Source organism: Levilactobacillus suantsaii (assembly GCF_004115745.1).
GTDB classification, from domain to species: Bacteria; Bacillota; Bacilli; order Lactobacillales; family Lactobacillaceae; genus Levilactobacillus; species Levilactobacillus suantsaii.
This window is the reverse complement of record NZ_QXIL01000009.1, coordinates 17,780-44,313: the sequence shown is the minus strand read 5'-3', so window position 1 is coordinate 44,313 and position 26,534 is coordinate 17,780. Positions and strand designations below refer to the sequence as shown.

The following is a 26,534-nucleotide window of genomic DNA, read 5'->3' as shown; positions in this document are numbered from 1 at the left end:
GTTTGCAAAACTGGGATCAAATACAAAAAGTGTTAATCATTGGCAGTGGCCCGACCGAAATCGGCCACGAGACCGAGCTGGACAGCGCTACCGTGCAGATTTTGACTGAATTCAAGAAGCGCGGCGTCCGGACCCTGGTCATCGATAACAACCCGTTTTCGGTGGCCTTAGAAGAAATCCAGCCAACTAATATGTACGTCCAGGCGGTCACCACCGCTAACGTCCGGCACATTATTGAAAAAGACCGGCCAGACGCCATTTTACCGATTCTAGGGGGCTTACGGGGACTCCGAATCGCCCAGGAACTCCAGGAAAATGGTGATTTAGGACGTTACGAAGTGGGGGTCTTGGGGATGCCGACCACCACCTTACAACAGATCAATAATCCGGCAGCCTTGAATGATACCTTAAAGGAGATTCACGAACCGGTGATTGAAGCGCAGGTCGTCCAGACCGACGACGAGGCCCTCGGCTTAGTCGAGACCATTGGTTTTCCATTGATCGTCAAACCGGTGGCCCCCCGGGTCGACACTAACCGGACTATTTGTGAGAACGTCGATGAGATGTTGACGGCGCTCAACCAGGGCTTCCAGCAGTCACGCTTCGACCAATGCACGCTGGAGCGCAGTGTCGTGGGGTATAAGGAAATCGAAATGGTGGCTATCCGCGACCGAGCCGACACGGAACTGATTATTAGCGGGCTCGAAGATGTCGATCCAATTGGCATCCACTCGGGTGATTCCATCGTCATCACCCCCCCGCAGACGTTGACCGATCGGGAGTATCAGGACTTACGTGACGCCACCTTTCGCATCGCCACGGAATTGAACGTGGTGGGGGTCTTGCACGTCCATTTTGCGTTGAATCCGGCTAACCAACACTTCTATGTCACCAAGGTCGCCCCGTACTTTACCCGGGGCGTCACCTTAGCGGCCCGGACCGTGGGTTATCCGGTGACGATGGTCGCCGGGCAATTACTGTTGGGTCAACGGTTGGTCGATGTGAAGTTACCGGCCCAGTACGTTAAGCAGACGGCCATCATGGAACCCACCAACGACCACATTAGTGTCCGGATTCCACTGTGGCCGTTTCAAGAGGTGCCCGATGCCGACCAGCACTTGAACACGGCCATGAAAGCGGTCGGGTCCACCGTGGGCATTGGCCGTTCGGTCGAAGAGGCCATGTTGAAGTCGGTCCGTAGCTCGCAATTCTCCCCGCGCGACGTTTTGCCCTCCGTCAGCAATCTGACCGATAGCGAGATGGTCAGCCAACTGATTCACCCGTTGGCCAACCGCATCTTGGTGCTGATTGAAGCCTTACGGCGGGGGTATTCGCCCGCTGAACTGAGTGAACTGACCAAGATCGACCCGTTTTATTTCGTGAAGTTACGGCACCTGTTGACCATCGAACGACAGATCACCGACCACCCCATGGACGTCGACATGTTGAAAACGGCGCGTTACTACGGCTTTGGAGACGGGATGATTGCCCGGATGTGGCAGACCGATACCACCGCCATTCGGCATTTGTCACGGGGGGCCAAGGTGGCGCCGACCTATAAGATGATCGAACCCACGGCCGGCGAATTTCCCGAGCAGACCAGTGGTTATTACAGCACTTTCGAATACGAAAACGAAAGTCAGGCACTGGGTGAACGGACGGCCTTGGTCTTAGGTCGGGGTGGCAATCAGCTGGGGCCAAACTCTGCGGCGGAGTATTTTACCACCGAAATGTTGAAACAGCTTAAACGCGCGGGGTACCACACGATTCTGATGAACACGAACCCGAACGCGGTCGGCGTGGCCCCCGAATTTTCGGATAAGCAGTACGTCGACCCGATTCAGTTAGGGGATATTTTAAACGTCATCCACGTTGAACACCCGGATATCGTTATCGTACCGGGCAACCGGCACTACCTGACCCGGGAGCTCAAGAAGTTGGATCTGAACCTCCACGTCTTGCCACCAGACCAGGAGACCAAGGACCACTTGCCCGAGATGGCCACGATTGGCGTCAGTCTGTTCGTCCACGAGCAACAAAAAATCGCCGTGGGCGTCATGGACTTAATCGCCCCGGGGATGACCCAGAAGATGGCCCAAATCACGGCCTTTCGGATGCCAGCGGACCTGACCAAGGCCCAGCGGTTGAACCTGGTTGAATGGGCCAAGCAGGCCGTGAGTGAACGGCAGGTGCGGGGGATGGTCCAAGTCCTATTCGCACCTAGTCCAGATTCCAAGCAGATGGTCTGCGTGGGAACTCGGCCGACCCGGTTGACCGAGATGGCTTTCTTGAGTAAGGTCACCGGAGTCAACTGGGTGCGGATGCTGACGCGACAACACATCGAAACGTTGGACGCAAATGAACTGGCGACCATCGAGATCGACGTCAACAGTACCCGGGTGGCCCTGATGAACGCGGTCTTCCCGTTCCGACACTTGCACGTGTTGAACCGACCGGGGACCACGGACCAAGAAGTCGGAGCCACGATTGCCTTTGGGTCCAGCGAAGCTTTGAAGCTTAACAATTTGAGCGACACGGCCGAATTGGACCGGATTATCAACCGGACGATTTAACAGTCAAGGTGAAGACACACAAATGGGACCCCCAACCAAGCGGCGTTGGGGGTCCCATTTTTAAACTGTCAGAAACTTATTTTGGGTTATTTGCGGCCAGTTGGTCGACCAGATCACTTTCCGGCGTGACGAAGACCGTTTTTTGCCCGGTGAAGATCACGAATCCGGGTTTGGCCCCGTTAGGCTTGTGTAGGCGTTTGACCGGCACGTAATCCACGGGGACGGTACTGGAGTCGCGGGCTTTCGAATAATAGGCGGCTAAATTGGCAGCTTCTAAAGTCGTCTGCTCGCTCGGATTCGCGGCGTGAATGATTACGTGAGACCCGGGGATGTCTTTCACGTGCAACCAAATATCGGTCCGCTTGGCGGTGTGTAGGGACAACTTGTCGTTTTGCAGGTTGTTTTTCCCCACGGAGATACGGGTGCCATCGCTCGCCGTGAAGCGGTCTGGTTGGCTGATGCGTTGTTTGCGGCGTTTTTTGGCCTTGGCTTTTGCCTTACGCTGGTGGTCGTGGTCGCGTAGGTAGCCGCCTTGTTGGAGCTCCAAGCGAATATCGGTCAGGTCCTTAGGCGCAGCCAACTCGATTTGGGCCATGATGTTGGTGAAATAGTCCACGTTGGCTTGGGTCTGTTTGATTTGCGTGGTCACGTAACTGACCGCGTTTTTCTCTTTTTGGTAACGCTTGAAGTACTTTTGGGCGTTTTGGTTTGGCGAGAGTTGATTGGACAATGCAATCTTTAAGTGCTTTTCGTTGTCGTAGAAGTTAGGTAAGGTGACCGTGGTGGCCCCCCGTGAGAGCTTATACAGGTAAGTCGTTAAAATTTCACCCTTGATACGGTACTCGTCGGCATTTTCGGTCGCGTCGAGGGTCCGTTGTAGCTTCTTGAGTTTATTTCGGTTTTTCTTCAGTTCGTTGCGAACCACGCGAATCAAGACGCTACCTTGTTGCTGGACCCGGTCACGTTCGGCCTTATCTTGGTAATAGGTATCTAATAGCTGGCTCAGGGTCGGCAAGCTTTGGTTAGTCGTCGTGTCCGGGTACGGGAAGGCCGTGAAGTTGGTCTTCCCGTTGGGTAACTCGGCTAGCGTCGGTTGTGGCGCGTCGAACTGGGCGAAGAAGGCCTGGAAGTGTTGCGCCAAGTCCCCAGTTTCGTGAAGCGTCGCGGCTAAGGCCGCTGCGGTATCTTTGCCCAATCCTTGATATTGGTGTTGCAACGTTTGGGCAAGGACTTCCTGATTCGGGTAGTCCTTGACGGTTTGCGTCAAATCGGCTCGTGGACCGTTGAACGGGTTATCGAGGTCCTGTTTGGGCGGCGTGATGTATTGCGCCCCTGGAAGCAGAAGCCGGTAACGGTTCTGATCGGACCCCACGTGTTTGATAGCATCAAGGATTTTTCCACTACTTTGTTCAACTAAAATAACGTTACTGTGTCGTGCCATGATTTCGATGATGAGCAGGAGTTCTTGTTGGTCACCCAATTCATTGCGGGACGTAAAGTGGAGGTGTACGACCCGGTCATTAGCGGCCTGGGTGACGCCCTTTAAGATGGCCCCCTGGAGATATTTCCGAAGGATCATGGTGTAGTTGGTCGGGACTGCGGGATTCACGTACGGAATCTCGGTGACCTGGATGCGGGCGTACGTCGGGTTAGCGGACAGTAGAATCGGGTAGTTATGCCCATTGGCCCGGATGGTCAGGACCACTTCGTTAGCGTAAGGCTGATTGATTTTGCTGACGCGGCCGGTCGCCACGGTTTGTTCTAATTCGTGGACCATTGCGTGAGTGAAAGACCCATCAAAGGACATCGAGTCACACCTTTCTGGTTAGAATTTAAGTCAGACGTAAAAAAGCATACATAACAAAGTATAACGATTCTCACCTGAAAGCGCAAAGAAGTTTCCTTGCCCAAAGACCGCGTGAGTTAATACTTGTGATAGCCAACAAAGTCATTGTATAATGCAAACAAAGGAAGTGAGGGTGACATGAAATCAAGTCTCGCAGCATTGATGACGGTGACTAAGTCCCAACAACCCTTATTACGCCAAATGGTCAAGCAACACCACTTAACGGTTTCGGAGTGGCAGTTGCTTGACCAAATTGGTAGCGGGGCCAACACCCAAGAAGTGTTGGCGCAGCAGACGCGGTTGGATACGTCGACGTTAAGTCGTCAGTTAAAAGGTCTAGTTGCTAAGGACATGGTAACTAAGGAAGCTGTGGGTCGGGATAAACGACAGCTGGTGTATAGCATCACCGCGATTGGAACGGCCACGGCAGCCGAAATCAACAGCGCGTTCGACGCGTTGGCGGACCAAGTCTTTGAACACTGGTCAGCTGATGAGCGCAACCTCTTACAGATCTTATTGAATCGATTGGCAAAAAGCATGGAACGGCAACGGACCATGTCTCTGAAGTGAGGAGTGAAGGCATATTCAACAGCGATTAGTGGTCATTTCTTTAGACGCACTGGGCAGTCGAGACCTCGACGACCATCTCGACGAGTTGCCTAATTTACGCCGCTTAGTGGTGACGGGAACCCGGGTCAGACGCGTGCAGGGTATTTACCCAACGTTGACCTACCCGTCCCATACGACGATCATTACGGGACAATACCCGCGCAAGCACGGCATCGTGAACAACACCAAAATGCAGCCCCAACGCAAGTCGCCAGATTGGTACTGGTACCAACGCGACGTCAAAGTGCCGACACTGTATGATTTGGTGCGACGGCAACATAAGAAGACGGCCGCGTTCTTGTGGCCGATCACGGCGGGGAGCCGCATTACTTATAATTTAGCAGAAATCTTTCCCAATCGGATTTGGACGAACCAGGTCCTGGTCTCGTTAAAGGCCAGCAGTCCGGCTTTCCTGTTCCGCATGAACCAGAAATACGGTCATTTACGCCGGGGGATTCAACAGCCTGAACTGGACGACTTTATCACCGCTTGTGCGGTCGATACCTTGTACAACAAGCGTCCACAACTGACGCTGATTCATTTAGTCGACATGGACAGTATGCGGCACCGTTACGGGGTCCGCTCGACCGAAGCCATGGCCGCGTTAAAACGGCTGGACACCCGGGTCGGCAAGCTCATCGACGCCACAATCGCGGCGGGGACCTTTAGTAGTACCAACTTTGCGATTTTAGGCGACCACTACCAAATCAACGTCGACCACATGATTCATTTGAACCAGGCCTTTGCGCAACGCGGCTGGTTGACGCCCACGCAGGACGGTGCCGTGCGCAGTGACTGGCACGTATGGGCCAAATCCTGTGATGGCTGTACCTACGTGTACACGCGCAATTTTGCCGACACGCAGGCTTTAAAGCAACTCCTGGAAGACACCCCGGGGGTCGAAGCCGTTTTGACGGGCAAGCAGGCCGCAAAGCGCGGCGCCGACCCGCACTGTCAGTGGCTGGTCGAAGCCGAAGCAGGGTATTACTTTACCGACGAGACGCAACGGCCGGCGGTGGTTGAAGCCGTCGACCCAGACAGTCTGGGGCAACCGGACCGCTACCACGGGGTCCACGGGTACGACCCGTTGAAGCCGAATTACCATACCACCTTGGTTTTAGCGGTACCCGCCATCAAGTCTAACCAGGTCATCGACGACGCGGCACTGATTGATGAGGCGCCTACGTTTGCGCGCTTACTGGGGGTTCACTTTCCAGAGCCCTTACCCGGAAAAGTCTTGACTGAAGCCTTTAAGGAGGACCACCATGAAGCTGACTAAGGAGCAGTGGAGCTGGGTCTTCTACGACTGGGCTAACTCTGGGTACGGCATTATCGTGACCACCGCAATTTTACCCATCTACTTCAAAAGCGTGGCCCAGACCAGCGGGGTCAGTGCGGCCAATGCCACGGCATTTTGGGGCTACTCAAACAGTTTTGGAACGTTATTGGTGGCCATCCTCGCACCGTTCTTAGGGGCCTTGGCCGACTATCCCGGGTTTAAGAAACGCCTATTGCTGAGTTTTACCACGCTGGGGATGGTCATGACGTTGGGTCTGGCCTTATTACCGCCTAGTCAGTGGCAGTGGCTCCTGGTGCTCTACGTCTTATCCGTGCTGGGCTATTCCGGTGGGAATCTGTTTTACGACAGTTTTTTGACCGACGTGAGTGACAACGACCAAATGGACCAATTATCCAGTGTGGGGTATGGTTTTGGCTATCTTGGGGGCGTTTTAGCCTTCATCCTCTTCATGGTCCTTGCACTGACTCACGGCTTCGGTCACTTGGGTAGTCTGGCGGTCGCCCGCTACGGGTTTGCCTTAGCCGCGATTTGGGTGGGCCATCTTTCTTATTCCGTTGGCCCGTAACGTGCATCAACGCCACGCGCTCTCAGCAACCCACGCGCCATTGAAACAAAGCTGGCACCGGGTCTGGCAGACCATTGCCCACTTGCGGCAGCACCGGGGGTTGGCCTGGTTTTTAGTGGCGTACTTCTGCTACATCGACGGGGTCGATACCATCTTTACCATGGCAACGTCCATTGGGATGGACATTGGTATCACCAGTTCCACGTTGATTATGGTCTTGTTAGCGGTCCAGTTGGTCGCGTTTCCGTGCTCGATCTTTTATGGTTGGTTAGCCCAAAAGACCAGTACGCGCACGGGAATCTTAATTGCCATTGTGGTCTACTTATTGATTTGTTTGGACGCCCTACACTTGAAATCGGTTGACGATTTCTGGCTCCTCGCCATTTTAGTGGGGACCAGTCAGGGCGGAATCCAAGCGTTATCCCGGTCGTATTTCGGTCGGTTAGTCCCGAAGCAACAGTCGAGCGAATTTTTCGGCTTTTATAACATTTTAGGTAAATTCTCGGCGGTCTTAGGACCAATCCTGGTAGGGGTGGTCACCCAACTGACTGGCCAGTCGCGAATCGGGGCGGCTTCGTTGTCGCTACTTTTCCTGGTAGGCCTGGTCATTTTTTGGGCGTTGCCGCGACTCGCGCCGGACAATTCCTAGTTCTGCCAACGGTTTTATGGTATTCTAGGGGATAAACGAAAGTAAAAGTAGGTGTAAGAACATGAAGATTGCTGTGGTCACCGATAGTACCAGCTATTTGTCCGCAGAAGAGGCGAAACGATATCAGATTCACGTCGTTCCGATTCCGGTGATCATTGACGGCCGTTCCTACGATGAAGGCGTTGATATTACCACTGAGGGATTTTATGACTGGTTACGTAATTCCAAGTCGTTCCCCAGCACGTCGCAACCGCCCCTGGGCGAAATGATTACCCTCTACAACCAGTTGGCTGAAGAGGGGTACGATACGGTGATTAGTATTCACCTGGCCAGCACGATTTCTGGGTTTGTGAACCAGTTGAAAACGCTGGCCCCCACGATTGACAATATCCGGGTGATTCCTTATGACTCCCAGATTACGGTCAAGTTGATGGGGTACTTAGCGATTGAAGCGGCCCGCATGGCGGCTAAGGGCGCCACGCCCGAAGAGATTATTGCCCGTTTAGACGACTTACGGTCGACGATGGGCGAATACTTCGTGGTGGACGATTTACAGAACTTAGTGCGCGGTGGCCGGTTATCCAACGCGTCGGCCTTTATTGGTAGCGTGTTGCGCATCAAGCCATTGTTGACCTTTGATGATACGACCCACGAAATTGTGGCCTTTGAAAAGGTTCGCTCGCGCAAGAAAGCGTTAGCCCGGGTGGAGGAGTTGTTCGTCGAGGCGCAAGCTAAGGTTGATTACCCATTAAAGGCGCTGATTATTGACGCCAACGATGCCGAAGGTGGGGCCGCCTGGGCAACGAAAATTACCCAGCAATACCCCGACATTCCGGTCGAACGGTCCTACTTTGGGCCCGTGATCGGCGCGCACTTGGGCGAAAAATCACTGGCTTTGGCCTGGATCAAAGATTACGAACGCGCTTAATTTGAACTGCGAAAAGCCTGACCAATTGGTCAGGCTTTTTTGGTGGCTAATTTGCGAAATTTGCGTCGGTCACGCATTTTTACTAGTAACTACCGGAAAGTGTGGTATGCTGGAAAGCGTAATTAAATTTACGGAGTAGGCGATAGGGCGTTAAGTGCCGGTGGAACGCAATGTGAACACCGGACGAAGGACAAGTGGTCCGCGATCCTATGGCCGCATTGGCCGCAGGAATGTGGCAACTCCCTTAGGAGATGTCTGAATTGAAGACGATGGCAAGAACCCAGCTCCCCAAGCTGGACACGTTGAGTATGGTCACGATGGGGTTATTAATGGCGTTACAGCTCGTGATCAGTCGATTTTCGGTGGGGAATCAGTTTTTAAAGTTTAGCTTTACCTTTCTGATTGTGGCATTACTCGCCAAGTGGTTTGGCCCGTGGTGGGGGATGCTCACAGCGGCGTTAGTCGATATCGTGGGGACCCTAATGACGGGTGGTCCGTACTTTGTCGGGTTTACGCTTTCCGCCATTATCGGATCGTTGATTTACGCGCTCTTTTTGTATCGCAAACCGGTCAAATGGTGGCGCATTATCGTTGCGCAGCTGTTGATTATGGTAATTGTGAACATCATGTTGAACTCGCTGTGGTTGGTCATCATGTACCACACCCCCATCTGGGGGATTTTACCGGTCCGCTTGTTGAAGCAAGCCATCACGACGCCGATTCAAATCGTGTTGATTTATGGGTTGCTGAAGGCGCCCGTGATTCAAACCATCGAAGGGCGCTTGCACCGAACGACTAGTCAATCATAAAATTCAACTGACGCGGTTTCCTCGAAAGTGAGGAAGCCGCGTTTTTAGTGGGTAAAAGTGGGGCCCAGCTAGTTTACTTAGAGTGGTGAGTAGCGGATTGGTGCGCTAACCGTTTGACCTCAGTTTGCAATTGGTCGACCTGTTGCGTTAAGTGGTCTAGCTTTTGCAATAATTGCCGAGTCTCATCCGGGGATAAAGCCGGCGCTGAGTTTTGTGCGGCCGGCTGCCGCGTGAAGAAGTCGGTGATGGTACTGGTCAATAGCCCAATGAACCCGATGCCCCCAAACATTAACCCTGTGGCGACGATTTTACCCACGGCTGTGTGCGGCGTATCGTCGCCGTAGCCGACCGTGGTGGCCGTCGTGACCGCCCACCATAGCGAATCGGCTAAGCTCTGGTGTTCTGAAACGGAGAATAGCAGGGCACTCAAGACGATGATCACAATACTAATGGAAAATAAATAGATGAAGCCAGTACCGTAGAGAAACCGATGAAAGGCGTGGGTCCATTTACCAGCCAAGCCGAGCCGCCAAAATAAGTGGTGATAAAGCGCCAGGCGGACTAATCGTCCTAGCCGGAAAACGGCAAAGATGGGGTGCATTGGGATGATTCCCAGCAAGTCGAACGCAGAGTGAATTAGAAAAGTTTTACGGTCGGGGGTTCGGATCAAGCGTAGCAAATAATCGGCGGCAAAAATGAGTAGGAGCAAGTGATTAAGTCGTGATTCAAGCTGCCAATGGCCAACGTGACAGGTTAGCAGTAACGCATTGAGCACGGACCAAAGAATTAATAACGTCATCATCAAGTGGTAACTGGTCAGCCGGCGGGATGAACACCGCATCAGAGCAAGACTCCTTTACAGACAAATTAAACTATAATATAGGCTTTTTCACGGCGAGGGGGGGTGCTCGGATGCTTAAACGTAACCGGAATTTAAGAGTTAGAGAAAGCAGGAGAATTAAATTAATTACTTTAACTTATAATCAAAACCAAACCACCACTACCGCAACATCCACAAAACCAATACTCAGCCAAACCCAGTCACTAAGGTTTCCGGCCCAAGGAGTTAAATTTTTCTAGCGTTCTGCGGACTTTGCTTGTCATTCCCTATAATGTTGGTTATAACAGGAAGTGGAATACTAGTGACCGGATTTTATTTCAGGGGGATACACATGAGACGCATCGCACAATTATACGCACAGTACAAGGACGTCATTGCCTACTTAATCTTTGGCGGCCTGACGACTTTAGTCAACTTGGTGGTTTTCTTCATCACGGCGACGTTGTGGGGTTGGAACTACCAACTTGGAACGGCGATTGCTTGGGCCGTTTCCGTCTTATTTGCTTATCTGACCAACCGGGTGTGGGTTTTTCACTCACACTACACGTCATTGGGGTCCCTCGGGCGAGAAGTGGTGTCATTCTTTTCCGTTCGAGCGGCGACGCTAGTCATGGATGAGGGGATCATGTGGCTAGGCGTGTCGGTATTGCTGCAAGATGCTATGCTGACCAAGTTGGTCGACCAAGTGGTGGTCGTGTTAGCCAACTACTTCTTTAGCAAGTGGTTTGTCTTTCGTAAAACCAAGGCGGCGGCTAAAAATTAGGAACCAGCATAAAAATCCGTGACGACTGAACCAAGTAGGGGTTAGTCGTCACGGATTTTTCTATGGTGTGTTCAATTTAATTGTCGGTTCGTAGTTGCCAACTAAACAGGCCAATCAAGACCGTGAAGACCAGCATCATGATAAAGATGGCTCGTGTCCCGTTGATGGTCTGCGTCATCACGGTCCCACCGTGACTAAACGCGGCTAGAATTGCCGAAGAAATGGCGGTCCCTAGCGACCCCGCGTATTGCTGTAAGGTGTTGAACGTCGCGTTCCCGTCACCAATATGGTTAGGCTGGAGCTGCTGGAGGGCCAAGGTAAGGGCGTTGTTGAAGATCAGTGAGAACCCAATCATGTACAGCAAGTAGAGACTCAGCATCCAAGCCACTGATAAGCGACTGGTCAGTAGGGTGAGTGAAAGCAGGGCTAAAACTAAAATCAAGCTTCCCACCAAGAAGGGTTTCCGCTTGGCCCCCATATCGAGTAGCCGCCCCGTAAAGGGTTGCAGAATCGCCGAAGCTAGACTCCCGACCAGTAGTCATTCCTGAGGCCATGACGCTTTGGTGCGTGACCAGTTGGGCGTACGTTGGCAGAATGAACGTCAACCCAATTTGAACGAACTGAATCAAAAAGTAGATACCGAGTAACAGGACAAAATTACGATTCGTAAAGATTTTTAAATTGATTAACGCTGTAGGTTGATGCAAAGACAACCGAATAAAGATAAACACGGCTACGATGGCAATCACCAACGGAACTAAGGCCGCAACACTCAACAGGCCGTCAGTCCCCGCGTTATTCAGCCCCAGGGTCAAACCCACGAACGTGAACATAATCATAATCAATTGCCGTAACGGGAAGAGGTTTTGGGGTGTCGCTTTTGGTTGTTGAATGGTTTTTAACGCAATCAGCCACATCACGATACCAATCGGTAAGACTAACCAGAAGATGATCGGCCAACCGAATTGCTGGGTAGCCCAGCCGCCGTATGTTGGACCCAGCGAAGGTGCTAACGCGACGACCATGCCGGCCGTACCGACGTAACGGCCTTGAATGCCGTGGGGCACTTGCCGCATGATAATTGTAAAGACTAGCGGCATCACTAATCCGGTCGCCACCCCTTGAATCAGCCGGCCACCCAATAAAGGCCAAAGGGCGGGGGCAGTCGCACACAGCACATCCCCCACGATAAAGAGAATTCCGCCTAGAGTAGTTAAGCGCTGCCATTTAAAGCGTCGTTGTAAGTCCGCCGCAATCACCATGGTGCAGGCAACGGCTAAGAGATAGGCGGTCGTGACCCATTGAACCGCGTTGATGGTCGTCCCAAATTGACGACTCAACGTCGGAAAGGTCACGTTCATCGACGTTTCGACTAGGACCCCGCAAAAAGCTAAGCCGGCGGTCCCCACGATACTTAATTTAGTCCGTGTAGAAACAACTGAATTTTCCAAAAAAACAACCTCCAAGGCTAAGTCGCGTTTAGACGTCACAAAAGACGTTCAAAGCAGCTTAGAATTGGAGGTATCAAAGAAGAACACGGATTCTAGCAGTTTAAGCTGGTGCGTCCAGTGAGGCACGCGCCTTAGCAATATTTTAGTTTCTAAGAATCAGTTTACACACTTCGACAAAAAAGTTCAAGGTCGCGGTGCCATCTTGGATTTAGGATGCTGGCGGACGCTTGCCAAGCGAACGTCGAAGACTTGTAGCAGGAAGGCCACCAGTGGCACCCCGACAATCAAGCCCCAAGCCCCGAAGAGCTGTTCACTGACAATCAAGGTAATAAAGGTGACAAAGATGGGCAGGTTGGTGGCGTTGGCCATTAATCGGGGGTGCAGGAAGTAAGATTCAAACAGGTGAATCAAAACGACCAGCAAGAGGACTTCCAATAAGCGAATCAAGCCACCAGTGGCAAAGGCGATGATGACCAAAGGAATCAGGGAAATCAAGACCCCGGCCACCGGAATCAGGCCTAAGAAGAAGACCATAATTCATAAGATCAACAGGTTTGGCATACTTAAGAGCCATAGCCCAATGACCATTAAAACGGTGTTAATGGAGCAGATCATCAGTTGGGTTTCAATCACCGTGCCGAAGATACGCACGAAGCTCATCACCAGGCCGCCCATCGGGACGAATAACTTAGCGAAGCGACTGGTGGTAAAGGCGTGGACGAACCGTTGAAGTTGCGTCTTGGTCAAGTTGAAAATAAAACTGAAGAAGAAGGCCAAGACGATGGTCTCAACACCGGAACTCAGCCGTGATAATTGACCGATTCCCGAGGTAAACAACTTTTTCCCACTGCTGATAACCGATGCATTTTGGGTCAGATCCGTGACCAATTTCTTGGCCGACGTTTCCAGTTGCGGGTAGGTTTGAATCAATTGGTCGACCGCCGCGGGTAACGTCTTGATTTCGCGGACTAGTGGCGGAATCAATTGGGCAAAGGCGGCGACTAAGACAATCAAAAACAACAGGTAAACCAGCAACGTGGCCCATAAATGGCCCAGATGTAAATGTTTCTGGAACCCCATGATGGCAGCATTAGCCAGGTAGATAAAAATAATAGTAAATAACGCCAGCGATAAAAAGTCGCGGGCAGCCCACACTAAGATGAGCAGTAAGACCAGTGCCAGGTAGTAAGCCGATAGCGGATTTTGCCAGGCACGTTTCAAAGTGGTTAGCATCCAAACATCCTCTCAAAGCACGTGATAAGTTGAGTTTACGCCACGGACAGGGGATTGCAACTAAGCTAAAAGCACCCAGTATTTTCCATTAGTTGCTATAATAAAACCATACATTGATTGGTTAAGAGGTTGCTTATGCAAGTCGAAAAAGGATCACTACTCAAATCAAAAATTATTGATAAGAACATTCGGGATAGTCTGAACTTCGGTTGGATTAACTTTGCCGTTTTGTTTTGCGCCATCATCATTGCGAGTGTTGGCTTAAACATGGATTCCGTCACCGTTATCGTCGGGGCCATGTTGGTCTCGCCCATCATGGATCCCATTATTGGGATGGGGTATGGTTTTGGCATTCGGGATCAAAAGCTGATTAAAAAGGGGTTTGCCATTTTCCTGGTGGAGGCGCTCATCGGGTTAGTGGCCGCGACGCTTTACTTTTACTTGTCACCCATTAAGGATGCGGGTGATCAACTGATGTCCCGGACGCAACCCGCGATTTGGGACGTTCTGGTAGCCTTCTTCGGTGGGGTCGCCGGGATCATTGGTTCGGCCAAAAAGGAATCGGCCAATATCATGCCCGGGGTCGCCATTGCTACGGCCTTGATTCCACCGTTGTGTACCACCGGTTACGGCATTAGCCAGTTGGACTGGTCGATTGTAATTGGCGCCGGGTATTTGTTCTTGATCAACTCGTTCTTCATTGCGTTAGCGACGATGATTGGCACTTTGATCTTTAACTTTCGGCGGATTCGGGACAATCCGATTCCCATTAAAGATCAAATCATCATTGTGATGATTGCGTTTGTTATTATCGTCCCCAGCCTTATTTCGGCGTCCAAATTGGTTAAACGATTCTACAACGATGCCCAATTGACGACTTTCTTGAACAAAGAGTTGCCAGATACCTATGTGGTCAATAAGAGTTTTACGGATAAGAAAATCAAGCTTGCTATTATCGGTGACCACATCGACAAAGCGGAAGTTAAGTCACTGGACAAGAAGCTTTCAGACTACAAACTTGGGGACTATAAAATTAAAGATTCAGCAATTATCCCAAGGTAACTACCTTTCAGTCACCGCGTTCAAGAAGTACATTGACCAGACTCAGTCCAGCAACTCGCAGGATGATGAGAGTACGGCCGAGAAGAATGAGGACTTGCCAAAGCTCAAAGAACGCCTGGAGAAGAAGTACCCCAAGAAGATTGACAAGGTGACCGTCAAGCAGTTGGCAGGTGATGACAACGATAAGGCTGCCGTCTTGATTAAGCTGACCTCAAAGGGGAAAGATGATCAAAAGACCATCAAGAAACAAACTCAAAAAATGGCAGACAAATTGGATATTAAAGCGTCAGTTTACTTTACGGACGATTAACTGATTCCGGCTGGTGGCCAACCAAGGTTAGCTACCCATAATTTCACAGCCATCAAAAAGGACTTACCGGTGGGTAAGTCCTTTTTGATACTAGTCTTCTGTCGAGTTAGTTTCGTTATTTTGAGGATACTTCATTTCACTCCAACCACCAAAACCGTGGTGTAGTGATTGAATCTGATCGGCACCGGCCAATGGCATCGCCGGTTGAGAGGCCGAAAAGTTGGCGATTAACCCTGGCGTTAAGTGGCTCTTTTTGACTTGATCAACAGATAAAGTGTCCACAACTTGATCTGCATGGCCAGTTAAAATCTTATCGGCAAACAACGGGTCAATCAGGTTCTCCCGACCGACCGCGACCAGGTCACTTAAGGCGAGGGCGGCTTCGGCTTTTTCTTTAGACGTCACACTACCAGCTACGATTTCCTTAGCGCCATTTAAATAGGGCTTGAAGAGCGTCGCAAATGGTTTGTCGGAATCTTTAAACTTGCTCGCCGCTTTTTCGGTATCCATGAGGAGGGCATCCCCCGGCTTAGCCGCGTAGTTCAACATGGAAAGGTGAATATAATCGAGGTCGAACTGCGTGGTGATTTGATTGATGAGTTGTGTTGCTTCGTGCCAAGTGTAGCCGACATTCTCGCCGTGAATCTCTTCTGGAGAAATTCGATACCCAACGATAAAGTCCTTCGGCGCCGACTTCTTCACGACATCCATCACCGACTTGACCACCGCCAACGGAAAGTTCATGCGTTTTTCAACGGAACCGCCCCAGTGGTCTGTTCGCCGGTTAGAGTAAGCGGATACAAATTGCTGCAGGAGATAGTGGTTGGCGCCGTGAATTTCGACGCCATCAAAGCCCGCGTCAATGGCGCGTTGAGCGGCCTTACCAAAATCAGCGATGATTGCTTGAATCTGGTCGTCAGATAAGGAATGGACCTTGTAAGCGAGGAAGGGGAACTTAACGCCGTCTTCAAGGCCACTCGGCGCGTAAACTTGTTTGCCCTGCATCGCCCGGAAGTTAGCTTCCCGACCGGTATGGGCAATCTGCATAATAGCTTTATTGCCGGAATGCTTCATGGTTTGGGCCAATTTCTTTAATTGCGGCATGAACTTATCATCGTAGGCGGCTAATTGTTCGCGACCGCGTTTCCAAGTCATGGCCGGCCCCCCGTTTTCAGTGACGTACATGTACTCGGAAATGATCATCCCGCCAGTTTTGGAACGAGCTTGATAGTAATTCAACGTGTCGTCAGTAACGTAGCCATCTTCACCACTGTTGGTCAACATAGGGGCTTGGACAAAGCGATTGGTCACCGTCGCGCCGTGGCGGAAAGTCAATGAATCAGTTAAATTAGGCATCGTGAGCAACTCCTTTTTGTTTACTATTTCACTTACTATTGTAAAGCAGACAATTTTCAGAAACAAGTAAGCGATTACTTTTAGGAACTTTGGTGTGCCACAAAAAGCCCCCGGTCCAGTTTCCGTAGCCAAGGAACTGGACCGGGGGCTTTTTAGGCGTCAATCAAAAACTTAACTGGCCTGTGCCAGGCGTAATTTTCGGCGGGTATGCCGCTTGATAGCGAGGTAACTAGCGCCAATCAAGCCGCCTAGGATTACCCCCAGGGTATTGGCGACCACGTCGTTGATGTCGCTACTACGGTTGATGAGCCAGTGGTGCGACAAGAGATATTGACCAACTTCGATGCTGCCACTGGCAACAAAGCCAAACAAGGCCACGCCAAGCAATGGCAACTGGGCCCAGAGCCGTTTAACTAACACGCCTAGCGGAAGGGTCAACAAGATGTTTTCAGCAAATCCTAGATTCATGATGTCTAGAGCGGTGAGGTTCACGCGTCCTAGACCCGGTGGCATGATGTAAACGGCCGTCCCCGTAAAGGATAACGGCGTAAAGACGATAGCGGCTAACCCCGTCAAGTAGCTTAGACTCACTAAGGCCAACCAACGATGCGACCGGTTAACGGTTGTGGTCAACACGAACAAGCCACTCAAACCGGCTATGAGTAAAATAATGAGTAACGGTTCCCAGCGCATTGAACCACCTCCAATGTGTATACGTTGAGATCAGCGGGTAACTTAATCTGGGATTAGCATACCGCATCACTGGGGATCCGCCTAGGGGAAAGCCCTGGTCTTTACGGTTTCTTTGGGCCTTTAATAAAAACGCAAGGTGAATTATTTGTATCTATCGATTAATTGGCTACTTGATAATTATTGGGCTAGGTAAGAGCCATAAGGTCTCAGCTCGCTAAGTAACTGAGCAATCAAAGTCATTGTTACCCATGATTTTTTCGGCTAGTCGTATACTAGGCGCGGAGATAGGGGGACATCCAATATGAGACGACATCGACATATCACTGATTGCTTACTGGGGCTATTGGGGTTAGTGATACTGTTAGGGGGATGTGGTCAATTTTCGCAACCGGCGAAACCTGCCACATCGACTAGCATCACCGCTAAAACCGGCGCCCGGTATATCCCAACCTTATTTTTTCATGGCTACGGGAGCCACGCTAGCGCTGAGATGCAGATGATCCATGCGGCAACAGCCGCTGGCGTGACCCGAACAGTCGTGCACGCCACCGTGACTAAGACCGGTCGGGTCATCTGGCAGGGACATTTCAAACGAGGCGATTACCACCCGTTAGTCGCGGTCGAGTTCAAGGATAACCGCAATACGGATTATCAAGTCACGGCTAATTGGGCGCAAAAGGTCATTACCGGTCTGGCCCGGACTTACCATATTCAAAAATTCAACCTGGTGGGGCATTCCATGGGGAATATCACCCTACTGACCTACTTATTAAAACGAAACACTGACCGCCAAATGCCCCGGCCCCAAAAATGGGTCGCCATTGCCGGTAACTTTAATGGTGTTCTCGGAGGTAACGATACTAGCCAGCAACAAACGCGAGACCAATCCAGACGACTTCAGACACCACCTAATGATTACCGGCGGTTAGCGGCTCGGCGCGCCTATTTTCCGCGGCAAGTCGCCGTACTCAATATTTATGGGGAATTAAACGACAAGACCCGTTCAGACGGACGAGTCAGCAACGCCTCGTCACGCTCGTTGCGGTTATTAGTTCAAAAGCGGGCCAAATCATATCAGGTCCGCAAAATCATGGGGGCCAATGCCCAACATAGTCGGTTACACGACAACCAGCAAGTCGACCAATTACTTCTGAAATTTTTATGGCCGTAACAGAATCGTGGAACAACGCAAGCCCCACAATGATTGCGCTTCGTTGACGAAGTCCCGTCACTATAATTTTTTTGATAAATGGGTTGACGGTGGCAAATTCCGGTGTTAGATTAGTTCTAAATTAAAAAGTGATTAAAGACGTTGAAGAGAAGAGTAGTGACATCCCCGATTTTAAAGAGAGCTTGGACCTGGTGAGAGAAGCAATCGGTGATACCACGAAGATGAGCTTGGAGTCATGACCCGGGTCTAACGGCTACGGGTGCGGGTGCGACCGATATCTCGCGGAGTCTCCCCAGCTGGGGGTACTTGTCGAGGTTGCTATCGCGAGGTAGTAACGAAATACGGTGGTAACGCGAAAGCCTTCATCCGTTAGTTTCTAATGATTAAATTAGGAACTGGCGAACGAAGGCTTTTTTATTTTCGACGGAAAGGAAGTTATCAGATGACAGTTGTGGCAACGAACGGCCTGTTAAAGGCCCAACACCAGTGGGTCGACGATTCTCTGCGCAGTGACCCCTTACAAATTTTGATTTTAAACCTGATGCCCACGAAGGCGGAGACGGAACGGCAATTTCTGAAACGCTTCTCAGCCGTCGACGATGACGTCGCGGTGACCTTCATGTACCCGAAGCGCCACCACTTTAAGACTTACTCGCAACGAGCCGTAGCCGAGGCTTATGTGTCCATCGACCAGGTCGTTGATCAGCACTTCGACGGCTTGATCGTTACCGGAGCACCGGTCGAGCAACTCCCGTTTGAACAGGTAGACTACTGGCATGAGTTTTTGGCCATCATCGACTGGGCCCAACGACACGTGACTCAAACGTTGTTTGAATGTTGGGCGGCTCAGGCTGGGCTTTACGCGCAGTTCGATGTGGCCAAACGGTTATTGCCCCACAAGATTACGGGGGTGTACACCGCCACGACAACTGACAACCGCTCCCGCTTGATCAAGGGGCTAAGTGCCAGTGGTTTATTGAAGATGCCCCAATCGCGGCATACCGGCCTGGATTTGCCGGCAACGTTACCGGATGGATTGAACGTCGTGGCCCAAAACGATGAAGTCGGGCCTCTGGTCCTGACATCTGCGACGCAACATGCCGTTTACGTGACCGGTCACCCAGAATACGCGGCCAACACACTGGCTAAAGAATACTTCCGCGACAAACAAAAGCGGCTACCGGTCACCTTACCGCAGCATTACTTTGCCGATTCTGATTTAGACCAGGTCGATTACAGCTGGGCCCACGCCAGTCGGCAATTGTATCAAAATTGGTTAACCACACTAAACTTAACGAAAGCGAGTCTTTAAATTATGACAAAATCTAACCCAGAAAACTACCACTTTGAAACGTTACAAGTCCACGCTGGCCAAACGGTCGATGAGACCGGCGCCCGCGCAGTCCCGATTTACCAAACGACTTCGTACGTCTTTAAGGACGCCAAGCAAGCCGCCGGTCGATTTGCCTTGACCGATGCCGGCAACATCTACACCCGGTTGACCAACCCGACCACGGACGTCGTTGACAAGCGGGTCGCAGCCCTCGAACATGGGACCGGGGGTGTGACCTTAGCTACCGGGGCGGCTGCCATCACCGCCGCTATCCTGAACGTGGCCCAACAGGGTGACGAAATCGTTTCGGCTAAGACCCTCTATGGCGGGACGTATGACCTCTTCAACGTTACGTTGAAGAAATTGGGCATCACCACCCATTTTGTGGACTCTGACAATCCGCAGAACTTTGAAGACCAAATCAATGAACACACTAAGGCCCTATACGTGGAAAGCATCGGTAACCCCGACATCAACTTGGTCGACTTCGAGGCTATCGGCGCCATCGCCCACAAACACCACATTATCTTGATCGTTGATAACACCTTTGGCACACCGTACTTGGTTAAACCGCTTGACCACGGGGCTGATGTGGTCGTCCATTCGGCCACGAAGTTCATCGGTGGTCACGGCACGACCATGGGCGGGATCATCGTCGAAGGCAGCAAGTTCGACTGGAAGGCCAGTGGCAAGTACCCCGAATTCACGAATCCGGACCCCCAGTACAACGGCTTAGTCTTCGCCGACTTAGGTGGGGGCGCCTTCACCACCAAGGTTCGGGCCGAAACGTTACGTGACACCGGTGCCACCATCAGCCCATTCAACTCCTTCCTGCTGCTACAAGGACTCGAATCGTTGTCTTTACGGGTCGAACGCCACGTCGCTAACACTCGGAAAATCGTGGCCTTCTTAAATGACCACCCTAAGGTTGCTTGGATCAACTACCCCGAATTACCCGACAGTAAATACCACGCTTTAGCGACGAAATACTTCCCGAAAGGCGTCGGGTCCATCTTTACCTTGGGCCTCAAAGGGGGCGAAAAAGCCGGTAAGGACTTGATTGAACATCTTCACTTGTTCTCGCTTCTGGCCAACGTAGCGGATGCCAAGTCCTTGATTATCCATCCGGCCTCAACCACTCACGCCCAACTCAGTGAACAGGAGCTGTTAGCGGCGGGCGTGACTCCCGATTTGATTCGAATTTCTGTCGGGGTCGAAAACGTCGATGATTTGATTGCTGACTTGAAACAAGCCCTGGACCAAATTTAACGTGACCCAAAGGAGGGAAAACGCGATGACCACCATTAAAATCGGCATGCTGGGGTTTGGCACCGTCGGCAGTGGGGTCGTCGAACGGCTGACCCAAGCGGCCGCCAAAATTGAACAGACTCATGGGTTGCACCTCGAATTGACCACGGTGGCGGTGCATCACTTACACGCCCCGCGCCAAGCCAAATTACCGGCAGGTACCCGGTTGACCACGGTATTAACTGATGTTGTGAGTGACCCACAGATTCAGCTGGTCATCGAAGTCATGGGCACGGTAACCACGGCCAAGCAGGCCATTACGACCGCGCTCGAACACGGTAAATCGGTGATCACCGCCAACAAGGACTTAATTGCGACGGCCGGCCAAGACCTCATCGATTTGGCACACCGTAATCGCTGTGATTTGTTTTACGAAGCCAGCGTTGCCGGGGGCATCCCCATCTTAAGGACCTTGACGGATAGCTACGCGACCGACACGATTCAAGCCGTCACGGGAATCTTGAATGGCACGGCCAACTACATCCTTAGTGCCATGACCCAAACGGGGCAGACCTATCCCCGAGCATTAGCGGCGGCGCAGGCGGCCGGATACGCGGAAAGTGACCCAACGAATGACGTCGGCGGGTTAGACACCACGTATAAGCTGATGATTTTGACCCGCTTAGCGTTTGGCCAACAGGTGACTCAAGCCCAAATTGCGCCAAGAGGTATCACAACGTTAACGGCGGACCAGTGCCAAGCCGCAGCCAAGTCGGGGTGGACCATCAAATTGCTTGCCCAGGCCCAACGTCAGGCGCACCACCTTTACTGTCGGGTGGCGCCGGTCGCTTTGGATTCGACCCATGCCTTAAGTCGCATCGATGGGGTCCAAAACGGGGTGGCGATTCAAAGCCAAGCTATTGGCGAAAGCCTCTACGCTGGTCCGGGTGCCGGCAGTACCGCCACGGCCAACAGCGTGTTGAATGACGTCTTAGTGGCCGCCCAACGCTTCCGCGAGGGGACCCGGGGGACCGCTATCACTGGTGTAACTACCGACCCTTTGCCGGTCATCAATTTAGCCGCCTTACCGCAGGAGTACCTCTTATTCAGCGACCTCCCTGGCGATATTTTATTTCGCTGGGCAACGGACGGCCAGTTCACCATTCAACCGCTACCTGACGGGGGGTATCGGACCAGTCGCTTAACAGCGGAACAATGTCAAGCACTTCAGGTCAGTGATTCCATTCAACTGGTGCCCATCGCGGGGACTGTGGCCTGGCCAGTCGCCGTTAAAAGCTAAATTTAAACTGCTCCCTTTTAGAAACAAAGCTCGCTTAACCGTGCCAATGATGGTTAAGCGAGCTTTTTCGTGCAAATTTTATTATTGTGGGAAAGTAATCTACTTACTAATGAGTTTGACTTGGCTACGGCCATCGCCTAATTTTTGTATCAAGACCTGTTGGCCAATCGTGCGTTTCATGGATTCGATATGGCTGATGACGCCCACCATCCGGTTTTCACCGATGGTCTCAAGTGCCTGCATGGCCTTTTCCAAAGTCTCATCATCCAAAGACCCAAAGCCTTCGTCGACGAAGAGGGCATCGATTTGAACCCCGTTGGCTGAGGACTGCACGACTTCACTGAGCGATAGCGCGATGGACAGCGCCGCAATGAAGGTCTCCCCACCGGACAGCGTGTCGGCTGAACGGGAATGGCCCGTTTCGTTATCGAAGACGTAAATATCGAGTCCGTGGTCGGTCCGGTGGTCGGCGACTTTGGCAGCGAGTTCAAACGTGTAACGGTTATTAGACAGTAGGTTGATGAAGTGCTCGTTGGCGTAGGTCAAGACCCGTTGGAGGTAGTTCTGAACCACGTAGGTTTCAAGTTTCAACTTCTGATCGTTGCCATCTTTTCCCGTGACGATATTGTATAATCCCGTCAACTCGGCAAATCGTTTGGCGAAGTCACCTTGGTCACGTAAAATCTGCTGGATTTGCTGGTAGCTAGCTTGTGCCGTTTTGGCCGCGGTCGTGGCGTTGGCTTGCTCTCGGATCAGCTCGTCACGTTGCGCTTGTTGGGTGGCCAGGGTAGCTTTTAACGCCGCTAGATCTGGGATCGTTTGGTCGGACAACTCAGACTCCAGGGCCTCAATCGTCGCCGTGAGGTTCTGGGCGTCACGGTGATAACTGGTAATGGTGGTCTGCAGGTGATCCATGGTCCCATCAGCGATGTCTGCTAACCACTGCTGCAACGTAGCGAGGTCCTGGGTGGGGGCCGTCATGGCGTTAAGCGCCGCGGTGAGGCTATCATTTAACGCCGTGACCTGGTGTTGCTTGGCCGTCAATTGTTGATTCAAGTCTTCAAGTTTGGTCGTAGTCGTCGATTGGTCCAGCTGAGCTTGATGGGTTTCAGTCGTCGCCTTTTGGCTAGTTGCCGTGTAGGTCGCGATTGCTTGCGTCAATTGCGTTTTTTCTTGGGCCAATTGTGCGCTGGATCCCGCATCACTTGGTAAGACTTTCTGGGCGGCTTGCAGGTCACTTTGTTTCCCTTTCAAGGTTGCCTGCTGTTGCGCTAAGGTGACTTGCGCTGCATTTAAGTCGTCACGCTTGGTGGTCAGTTGCGTTTCCAAGGCTTGGACGGTTTGGGCAGCTTTTTCGGCTTGTTTCAACTCGGTCGTGGCCGTTTGCAATTGCTGGTCAAACGCCGCTTTAATCGTCTTCAGCTCAGCTGTTTGGGGTAAGCTGATTAAGCTCGTGTTCTGACGTAATTGTTGGTACTGTGTGGTTAGTTGGGTGGTCGCCGTTGTTTGGTCCTGTTGCGCAGTAGCCAGTTCTGTCTGTAATTTTTGAATCTGCTCTTGACCGTTGGCAACACTCTTTTGCGCCGCCGCCAGGGTGTTTTGCGATGCATCGACCGCTGTCATGGCCGCTTTCAACTCGGTCTCACTGGCCGCTACGTGGGGCTGCATATGCGAATGGTCCAAAGAGCCACAGACCACGCAAGGTTCACCGTTGACCAATTCCTGTTGAAGTTGGGCAATCATCAGGTCTTGTCGCCGACCCTTTTGGGTTTGAAAGTCAGTTTGTGCGGCCGTCAATTGATTTTGACGGTCTTGCTGAGCCGTTTGAGCTTGGTCATAATCCGCCTGAAGCCGTTTGACCGTGGCGCGAGTCGTTTGTTGCTGGTTAAACAGGGGGGTCAGGGTATCCACGGCTTGGGAGCGTTGCTGCGTGAGGTGATCTTTAGTTGTCCGTAACTCATCTACTGGCGCTAAAGCAGCTCGTTGTTGGGTAATGGTCGCGGCTAAAGTATCAATTTGGGCCTTCTGGTCAGTATATTGTTTTTGGGCTTGGGTTACCGTTGGTTGGAGCTGAGCTACCTGCGTCGTCAGATCTTCGACTTTTTGGGCCTGGGGGATGAGGGTGATCAATTGGTCGACCCGGTGCTGTTGCTGGTCAAAATCGGCGGCTTGATCCGTCAACTTTTTTTGCGTTTGTTGGGCTTGTTCGACCCGGTCGTTGGCCTGGACGGCAGCTGTTTGGGCGGCCGTTTGGGCCTGTTTAAGGTGTTGTTGGTCGGCTTGGGCCTGCTGATAATCCCTAACCGTATCGCTGAGCGTAGCGGCCCAGCGTAACTTGGACAATTGCGCTTCTTGGGCAGCAATTTGTGGCTTTTGTGCCGTGATTTTTTGCTGATAGTCCGCCTTAGTCGTTGCGAGACGTTTGAATTTCTGGTCGATATCGCGACCTTGTTGGTAAGCCGCGGTGGCGTGGTCGAGCGCTTGTTGATTGGTTTGCGCGTTAGCCGTTACCTTGGTTAACGTTTGTTGCCGTTGCGTAACGAAAGCTTTCAGCAGGGCAGGTTGTTCCGGCGCCGCGGCTTGCTGTAGCTGGTCTTGTTCGGTGGGCGTCCACGTTGCCGCTGTGAGTTGAGCCGTTAATTGGTTGGTGAACTGTTGACCGGTCTGGCTGGCCGCGTCATACCGTTCCTTCAGTTTGGCGGTAAAGTCCGTGTACAACTGGGTCCCAAAGATTTTCTTTAAGATGCGCTCTTTGTCCGTTGTCTTGGCCTTCAAAAATTCCGAGAAGTCGTTTTGCGGCAACAGGATAATCTTTTTAAATTGATCGGCATTCAAATTTAAAATTGACATGATTTCCGGGCCCACGTCGGCGGGTTTAGCCGCGATGCTGGCCGTTTCCGTCCCGCCAACGGTGGTCATGGTCGCCAACGTGGCGGTCGCGTTCTTTTTGGTCGTACCGTTCCCCCTTTTCTTGGCTAACGATTGCTCCGGAGACCGAGTGATTTTATAGAGTTGGTTTCCTTGCTCGAAATAAAAGGTGATGGTCGTGGCCTGATCAGCAGGGGCAAATTGACTGCGCAGTTCCTTAGCCCCGCGGCCGTCCGCACCGTCATTAGTGGTGCTGCCAAATAGCGCGTAGGTCATGGCATCAAAGATGGTCGATTTGCCGGCCCCGGTATCGCCACCAATTAGAAAGATGGGGGCCTCTTCGAGCTGGCGAAAGTCAATGGCCGCTTCTTGGTAGGGGCCAAAGTAAGTCATTTTTAAGTAAACGGGTTTCATAGATTATTCCTCCTGACTCAAGTCGATGAAGATATTGTCGACTAATCGCTGCTGTGGCTGGGATAGGTCGTGACCGGTGACCGCGTGAAAGAACTGACCGACTAAATCGTCGGGACTGAGGGTGCCGGGCGTGGCCGTTTCTGGGTGGTCAATCGGCTTAGCTTGGGTGTCGGCGTAGTCGAGTTCCACAACGGTCCCATATATTTTTTGCAACTCGGCTCTGACGTTTAGGTGTTGGCTACGGTCAAAGTCTTCAATCGTGATAGCAAACCAAGCTTGGTTGCAGGGCTGTTGATGGTAATACTCGGGATCCGTTAACGTTTTCCAAGGGGCCTTTAACGCAATTAAGTCCGTGTGGGGCGTGATGGGCTTGAAGGTGTGGGTGATGTGGTCGGCGGTGATGTCAACGATTTCCACACCTTTTCCGTGAAATTTGGGATTGGCTTCCTTCACGTTGAATTTGACTGGACTCCCGGCGTAACGGATTTTATCTTTCATCGGAGAAGCTAACCGGGTGTGGATGTGGCCCAGCATGACGTAATCAAAGGCTTCGAACAGACTAGCAGGAAGACTGGCCAAGCCACCGACCTTGGACGTGGTTTCGCTGGTCAGGTCCAACTCATCATCGGCACTGGCGGTTACAGCAAAGTGGGTAACTAGCAGATGGCGTTTCTGCGGGTCAAATAATTTGACCAAATCGGCGATAACCAATTGCATAGCATCGTTAATCGTGTGGATGGCCTTAGTTTGGTCTTCGGACATGCCTTGGTGACTGTAATAGACTCGAGCATCCATGGGATCAAAGAACGGCAGTAAGAAGATTTGCGTGCTCGCCGTTTCGATGGGCGTAAAGGCTTCTTCTAATAATGTGTTCAAATGAAACCCGGTATTGGCTAACCATTCACGGCCGTAGTTCAGGCGTTTAGCCCCGTCATGATTTCCCGAAATGGCGTAAATCGGAAGTTGATGCTCAATATTAATCGCGCGAAACATGTGGTCCAACGCGGTCACGGCGTCGGTATTGGGAACGGCGCGATCGTACAGGTCGCCGGCGACCACGATACCATCCACGTGCTCATCCAGGGCAATTTGTAAGATTTGTTGAAAGGCTTGTTCTTGTTCAGCCAATAGTGAGTAACCGTTGAGCGTCCGCCCGATATGCCAATCGGCCGTATGTAATAATTTCATGGGAAGTCCTCCTTGTTAGTCTGG

At 51.7% G+C, this 26,534-nt stretch carries 19 protein-coding genes, 3 pseudogenes and 1 riboswitch; of the genes and pseudogenes, 13 read left to right on the top strand and 9 right to left on the bottom strand.

Annotation, left to right across the window (positions count from 1 at the left end; genetic code table 11):
- The first annotated feature begins 2 nt into the window (after positions 1-2).
- Entirely contained in the window at positions 3-2,573 is a 2,571-nt protein-coding gene (locus DXH47_RS06190) for a carbamoyl phosphate synthase preATP-grasp domain-containing protein (protein WP_129032494.1), read from the top strand.
- A 76-nt stretch (positions 2,574-2,649) separates the two neighbouring features.
- Here the strand turns inward: DXH47_RS06190 and DXH47_RS06185 are convergent, their stop codons facing one another.
- Complete coding sequence (locus DXH47_RS06185) at positions 2,650-4,380, bottom strand: NFACT RNA binding domain-containing protein (protein WP_129032493.1); 1,731 nt, start codon at positions 4,378-4,380, stop codon at positions 2,650-2,652.
- 177 nt (positions 4,381-4,557) lie between these two features.
- Here DXH47_RS06185 and DXH47_RS06180 point away from each other — a divergent pair, with 177 nt between their 5' ends.
- The 5 genes and pseudogenes from DXH47_RS06180 to DXH47_RS06160 all read left to right on the top strand — a co-directional run bounded on the left by DXH47_RS06180 (position 4,558) and on the right by DXH47_RS06160 (position 9,279).
- Positions 4,558-4,989, top strand: a complete 432-nt coding sequence (locus DXH47_RS06180) for a MarR family winged helix-turn-helix transcriptional regulator (RefSeq protein ID WP_129032492.1) — start codon at positions 4,558-4,560, stop codon at positions 4,987-4,989.
- A 28-nt stretch (positions 4,990-5,017) separates the two neighbouring features.
- On the top strand, positions 5,018-6,307 hold the full coding sequence (locus DXH47_RS06175; RefSeq protein ID WP_263853902.1) for an alkaline phosphatase family protein: 1,290 nt from the start codon (positions 5,018-5,020) through the stop codon (positions 6,305-6,307).
- A pseudogene (locus DXH47_RS06170) lies at positions 6,294-7,542 on the top strand (MFS transporter). Before DXH47_RS06175 ends, DXH47_RS06170 begins: the two are co-directional and overlap by 14 nt.
- Positions 7,543-7,603: 61 nt before the next feature.
- Positions 7,604-8,470 carry a DegV family protein gene (locus tag DXH47_RS06165; RefSeq protein ID WP_129032490.1) on the top strand — a complete coding sequence of 289 codons (867 nt, stop codon included), beginning with the start codon at positions 7,604-7,606 and terminating at the stop codon, positions 8,468-8,470.
- A 129-nt stretch (positions 8,471-8,599) separates the two neighbouring features.
- Positions 8,600-8,697: riboswitch (THF riboswitch) on the top strand.
- A gap of 24 nt (positions 8,698-8,721) precedes the next feature.
- Positions 8,722-9,279, top strand: a complete 558-nt coding sequence (locus DXH47_RS06160; protein WP_129032489.1) for a folate family ECF transporter S component — start codon at positions 8,722-8,724, stop codon at positions 9,277-9,279.
- Between the two features lie 73 nt (positions 9,280-9,352).
- Here the strand turns inward: DXH47_RS06160 and DXH47_RS06155 are convergent, their stop codons facing one another.
- On the bottom strand, positions 9,353-10,120 hold the full coding sequence (locus DXH47_RS06155; RefSeq protein WP_129032488.1) for a potassium channel family protein: 768 nt from the start codon (positions 10,118-10,120) through the stop codon (positions 9,353-9,355).
- Positions 10,121-10,451: 331 nt separating this feature from the next.
- On the opposite strand from DXH47_RS06155, the gene DXH47_RS06150 reads away from it, so the two are divergent.
- Positions 10,452-10,883, top strand: coding sequence for a GtrA family protein (locus DXH47_RS06150; protein ID WP_129032487.1), 432 nt, complete (start codon positions 10,452-10,454; stop codon positions 10,881-10,883).
- Between the two features lie 76 nt (positions 10,884-10,959).
- Here the strand turns inward: DXH47_RS06150 and DXH47_RS11850 are convergent, their stop codons facing one another.
- From DXH47_RS11850 to DXH47_RS06140, 3 genes and pseudogenes are all read right to left on the bottom strand, one after another.
- Positions 10,960-11,361: an MFS transporter gene (locus tag DXH47_RS11850; protein WP_233449173.1), complete on the bottom strand. Its 402-nt coding sequence runs from the start codon at positions 11,359-11,361 to the stop codon at positions 10,960-10,962.
- A gap of 124 nt (positions 11,362-11,485) precedes the next feature.
- Positions 11,486-12,244: pseudogene (locus tag DXH47_RS12090) on the bottom strand (MFS transporter); the annotation flags it as partial.
- 273 nt (positions 12,245-12,517) lie between these two features.
- Positions 12,518-13,567: pseudogene (locus DXH47_RS06140) on the bottom strand (AI-2E family transporter).
- 135 nt (positions 13,568-13,702) lie between these two features.
- On the opposite strand from DXH47_RS06140, the gene DXH47_RS06135 reads away from it, so the two are divergent.
- Both DXH47_RS06135 and DXH47_RS06130 read left to right on the top strand, forming a co-directional pair.
- Complete coding sequence (locus tag DXH47_RS06135) at positions 13,703-14,629, top strand: DUF389 domain-containing protein (protein WP_129032486.1); 927 nt, start codon at positions 13,703-13,705, stop codon at positions 14,627-14,629.
- Entirely contained in the window at positions 14,586-14,939 is a 354-nt protein-coding gene (locus tag DXH47_RS06130) for a hypothetical protein (protein WP_129032485.1), read from the top strand. The genes DXH47_RS06135 and DXH47_RS06130 overlap by 44 nt, the downstream gene beginning before the upstream one ends.
- Before the next feature lie 90 nt (positions 14,940-15,029).
- Here DXH47_RS06130 and DXH47_RS06125 read toward each other — a convergent pair whose 3' ends face one another.
- Together DXH47_RS06125 and DXH47_RS06120 are read right to left on the bottom strand one after the other, a co-directional pair.
- A complete protein-coding gene (locus DXH47_RS06125) occupies positions 15,030-16,295 on the bottom strand; it encodes an oxidoreductase (RefSeq protein ID WP_129032484.1) in 1,266 nt (421 codons plus the stop codon).
- Positions 16,296-16,466: 171 nt separating this feature from the next.
- Complete coding sequence (locus tag DXH47_RS06120; RefSeq protein ID WP_129032483.1) at positions 16,467-16,988, bottom strand: VanZ family protein; 522 nt, start codon at positions 16,986-16,988, stop codon at positions 16,467-16,469.
- 301 nt (positions 16,989-17,289) lie between these two features.
- On the opposite strand from DXH47_RS06120, the gene DXH47_RS06115 reads away from it, so the two are divergent.
- The 4 genes from DXH47_RS06115 (at position 17,290) to DXH47_RS06100 (ending at position 22,040) form a co-directional block, all read left to right on the top strand.
- Positions 17,290-18,159, top strand: a complete 870-nt coding sequence (locus DXH47_RS06115) for an alpha/beta hydrolase (protein ID WP_129032482.1) — start codon at positions 17,290-17,292, stop codon at positions 18,157-18,159.
- Between the two features lie 442 nt (positions 18,160-18,601).
- Entirely contained in the window at positions 18,602-19,471 is an 870-nt protein-coding gene (locus tag DXH47_RS06110; RefSeq protein WP_129032481.1) for a homoserine O-acetyltransferase/O-succinyltransferase family protein, read from the top strand.
- A 3-nt stretch (positions 19,472-19,474) separates the two neighbouring features.
- The gene (locus tag DXH47_RS06105) at positions 19,475-20,761 is read left to right on the top strand and encodes an O-acetylhomoserine aminocarboxypropyltransferase/cysteine synthase family protein (protein ID WP_129032480.1); all 1,287 of its coding nucleotides are present in this window, start codon (positions 19,475-19,477) and stop codon (positions 20,759-20,761) included.
- A 25-nt stretch (positions 20,762-20,786) separates the two neighbouring features.
- Entirely contained in the window at positions 20,787-22,040 is a 1,254-nt protein-coding gene (locus tag DXH47_RS06100) for a homoserine dehydrogenase (protein ID WP_129032479.1), read from the top strand.
- A gap of 99 nt (positions 22,041-22,139) precedes the next feature.
- On the opposite strand, the gene DXH47_RS06095 is transcribed toward DXH47_RS06100, so the two are convergent.
- Together DXH47_RS06095 and DXH47_RS06090 are read right to left on the bottom strand one after the other, a co-directional pair.
- Positions 22,140-25,322: an SbcC/MukB-like Walker B domain-containing protein gene (locus DXH47_RS06095; protein WP_129032478.1), complete on the bottom strand. Its 3,183-nt coding sequence runs from the start codon at positions 25,320-25,322 to the stop codon at positions 22,140-22,142.
- A 3-nt stretch (positions 25,323-25,325) separates the two neighbouring features.
- Positions 25,326-26,510: a metallophosphoesterase family protein gene (locus DXH47_RS06090; protein ID WP_129032477.1), complete on the bottom strand. Its 1,185-nt coding sequence runs from the start codon at positions 26,508-26,510 to the stop codon at positions 25,326-25,328.
- Positions 26,511-26,534 lie beyond the last annotated feature (24 nt).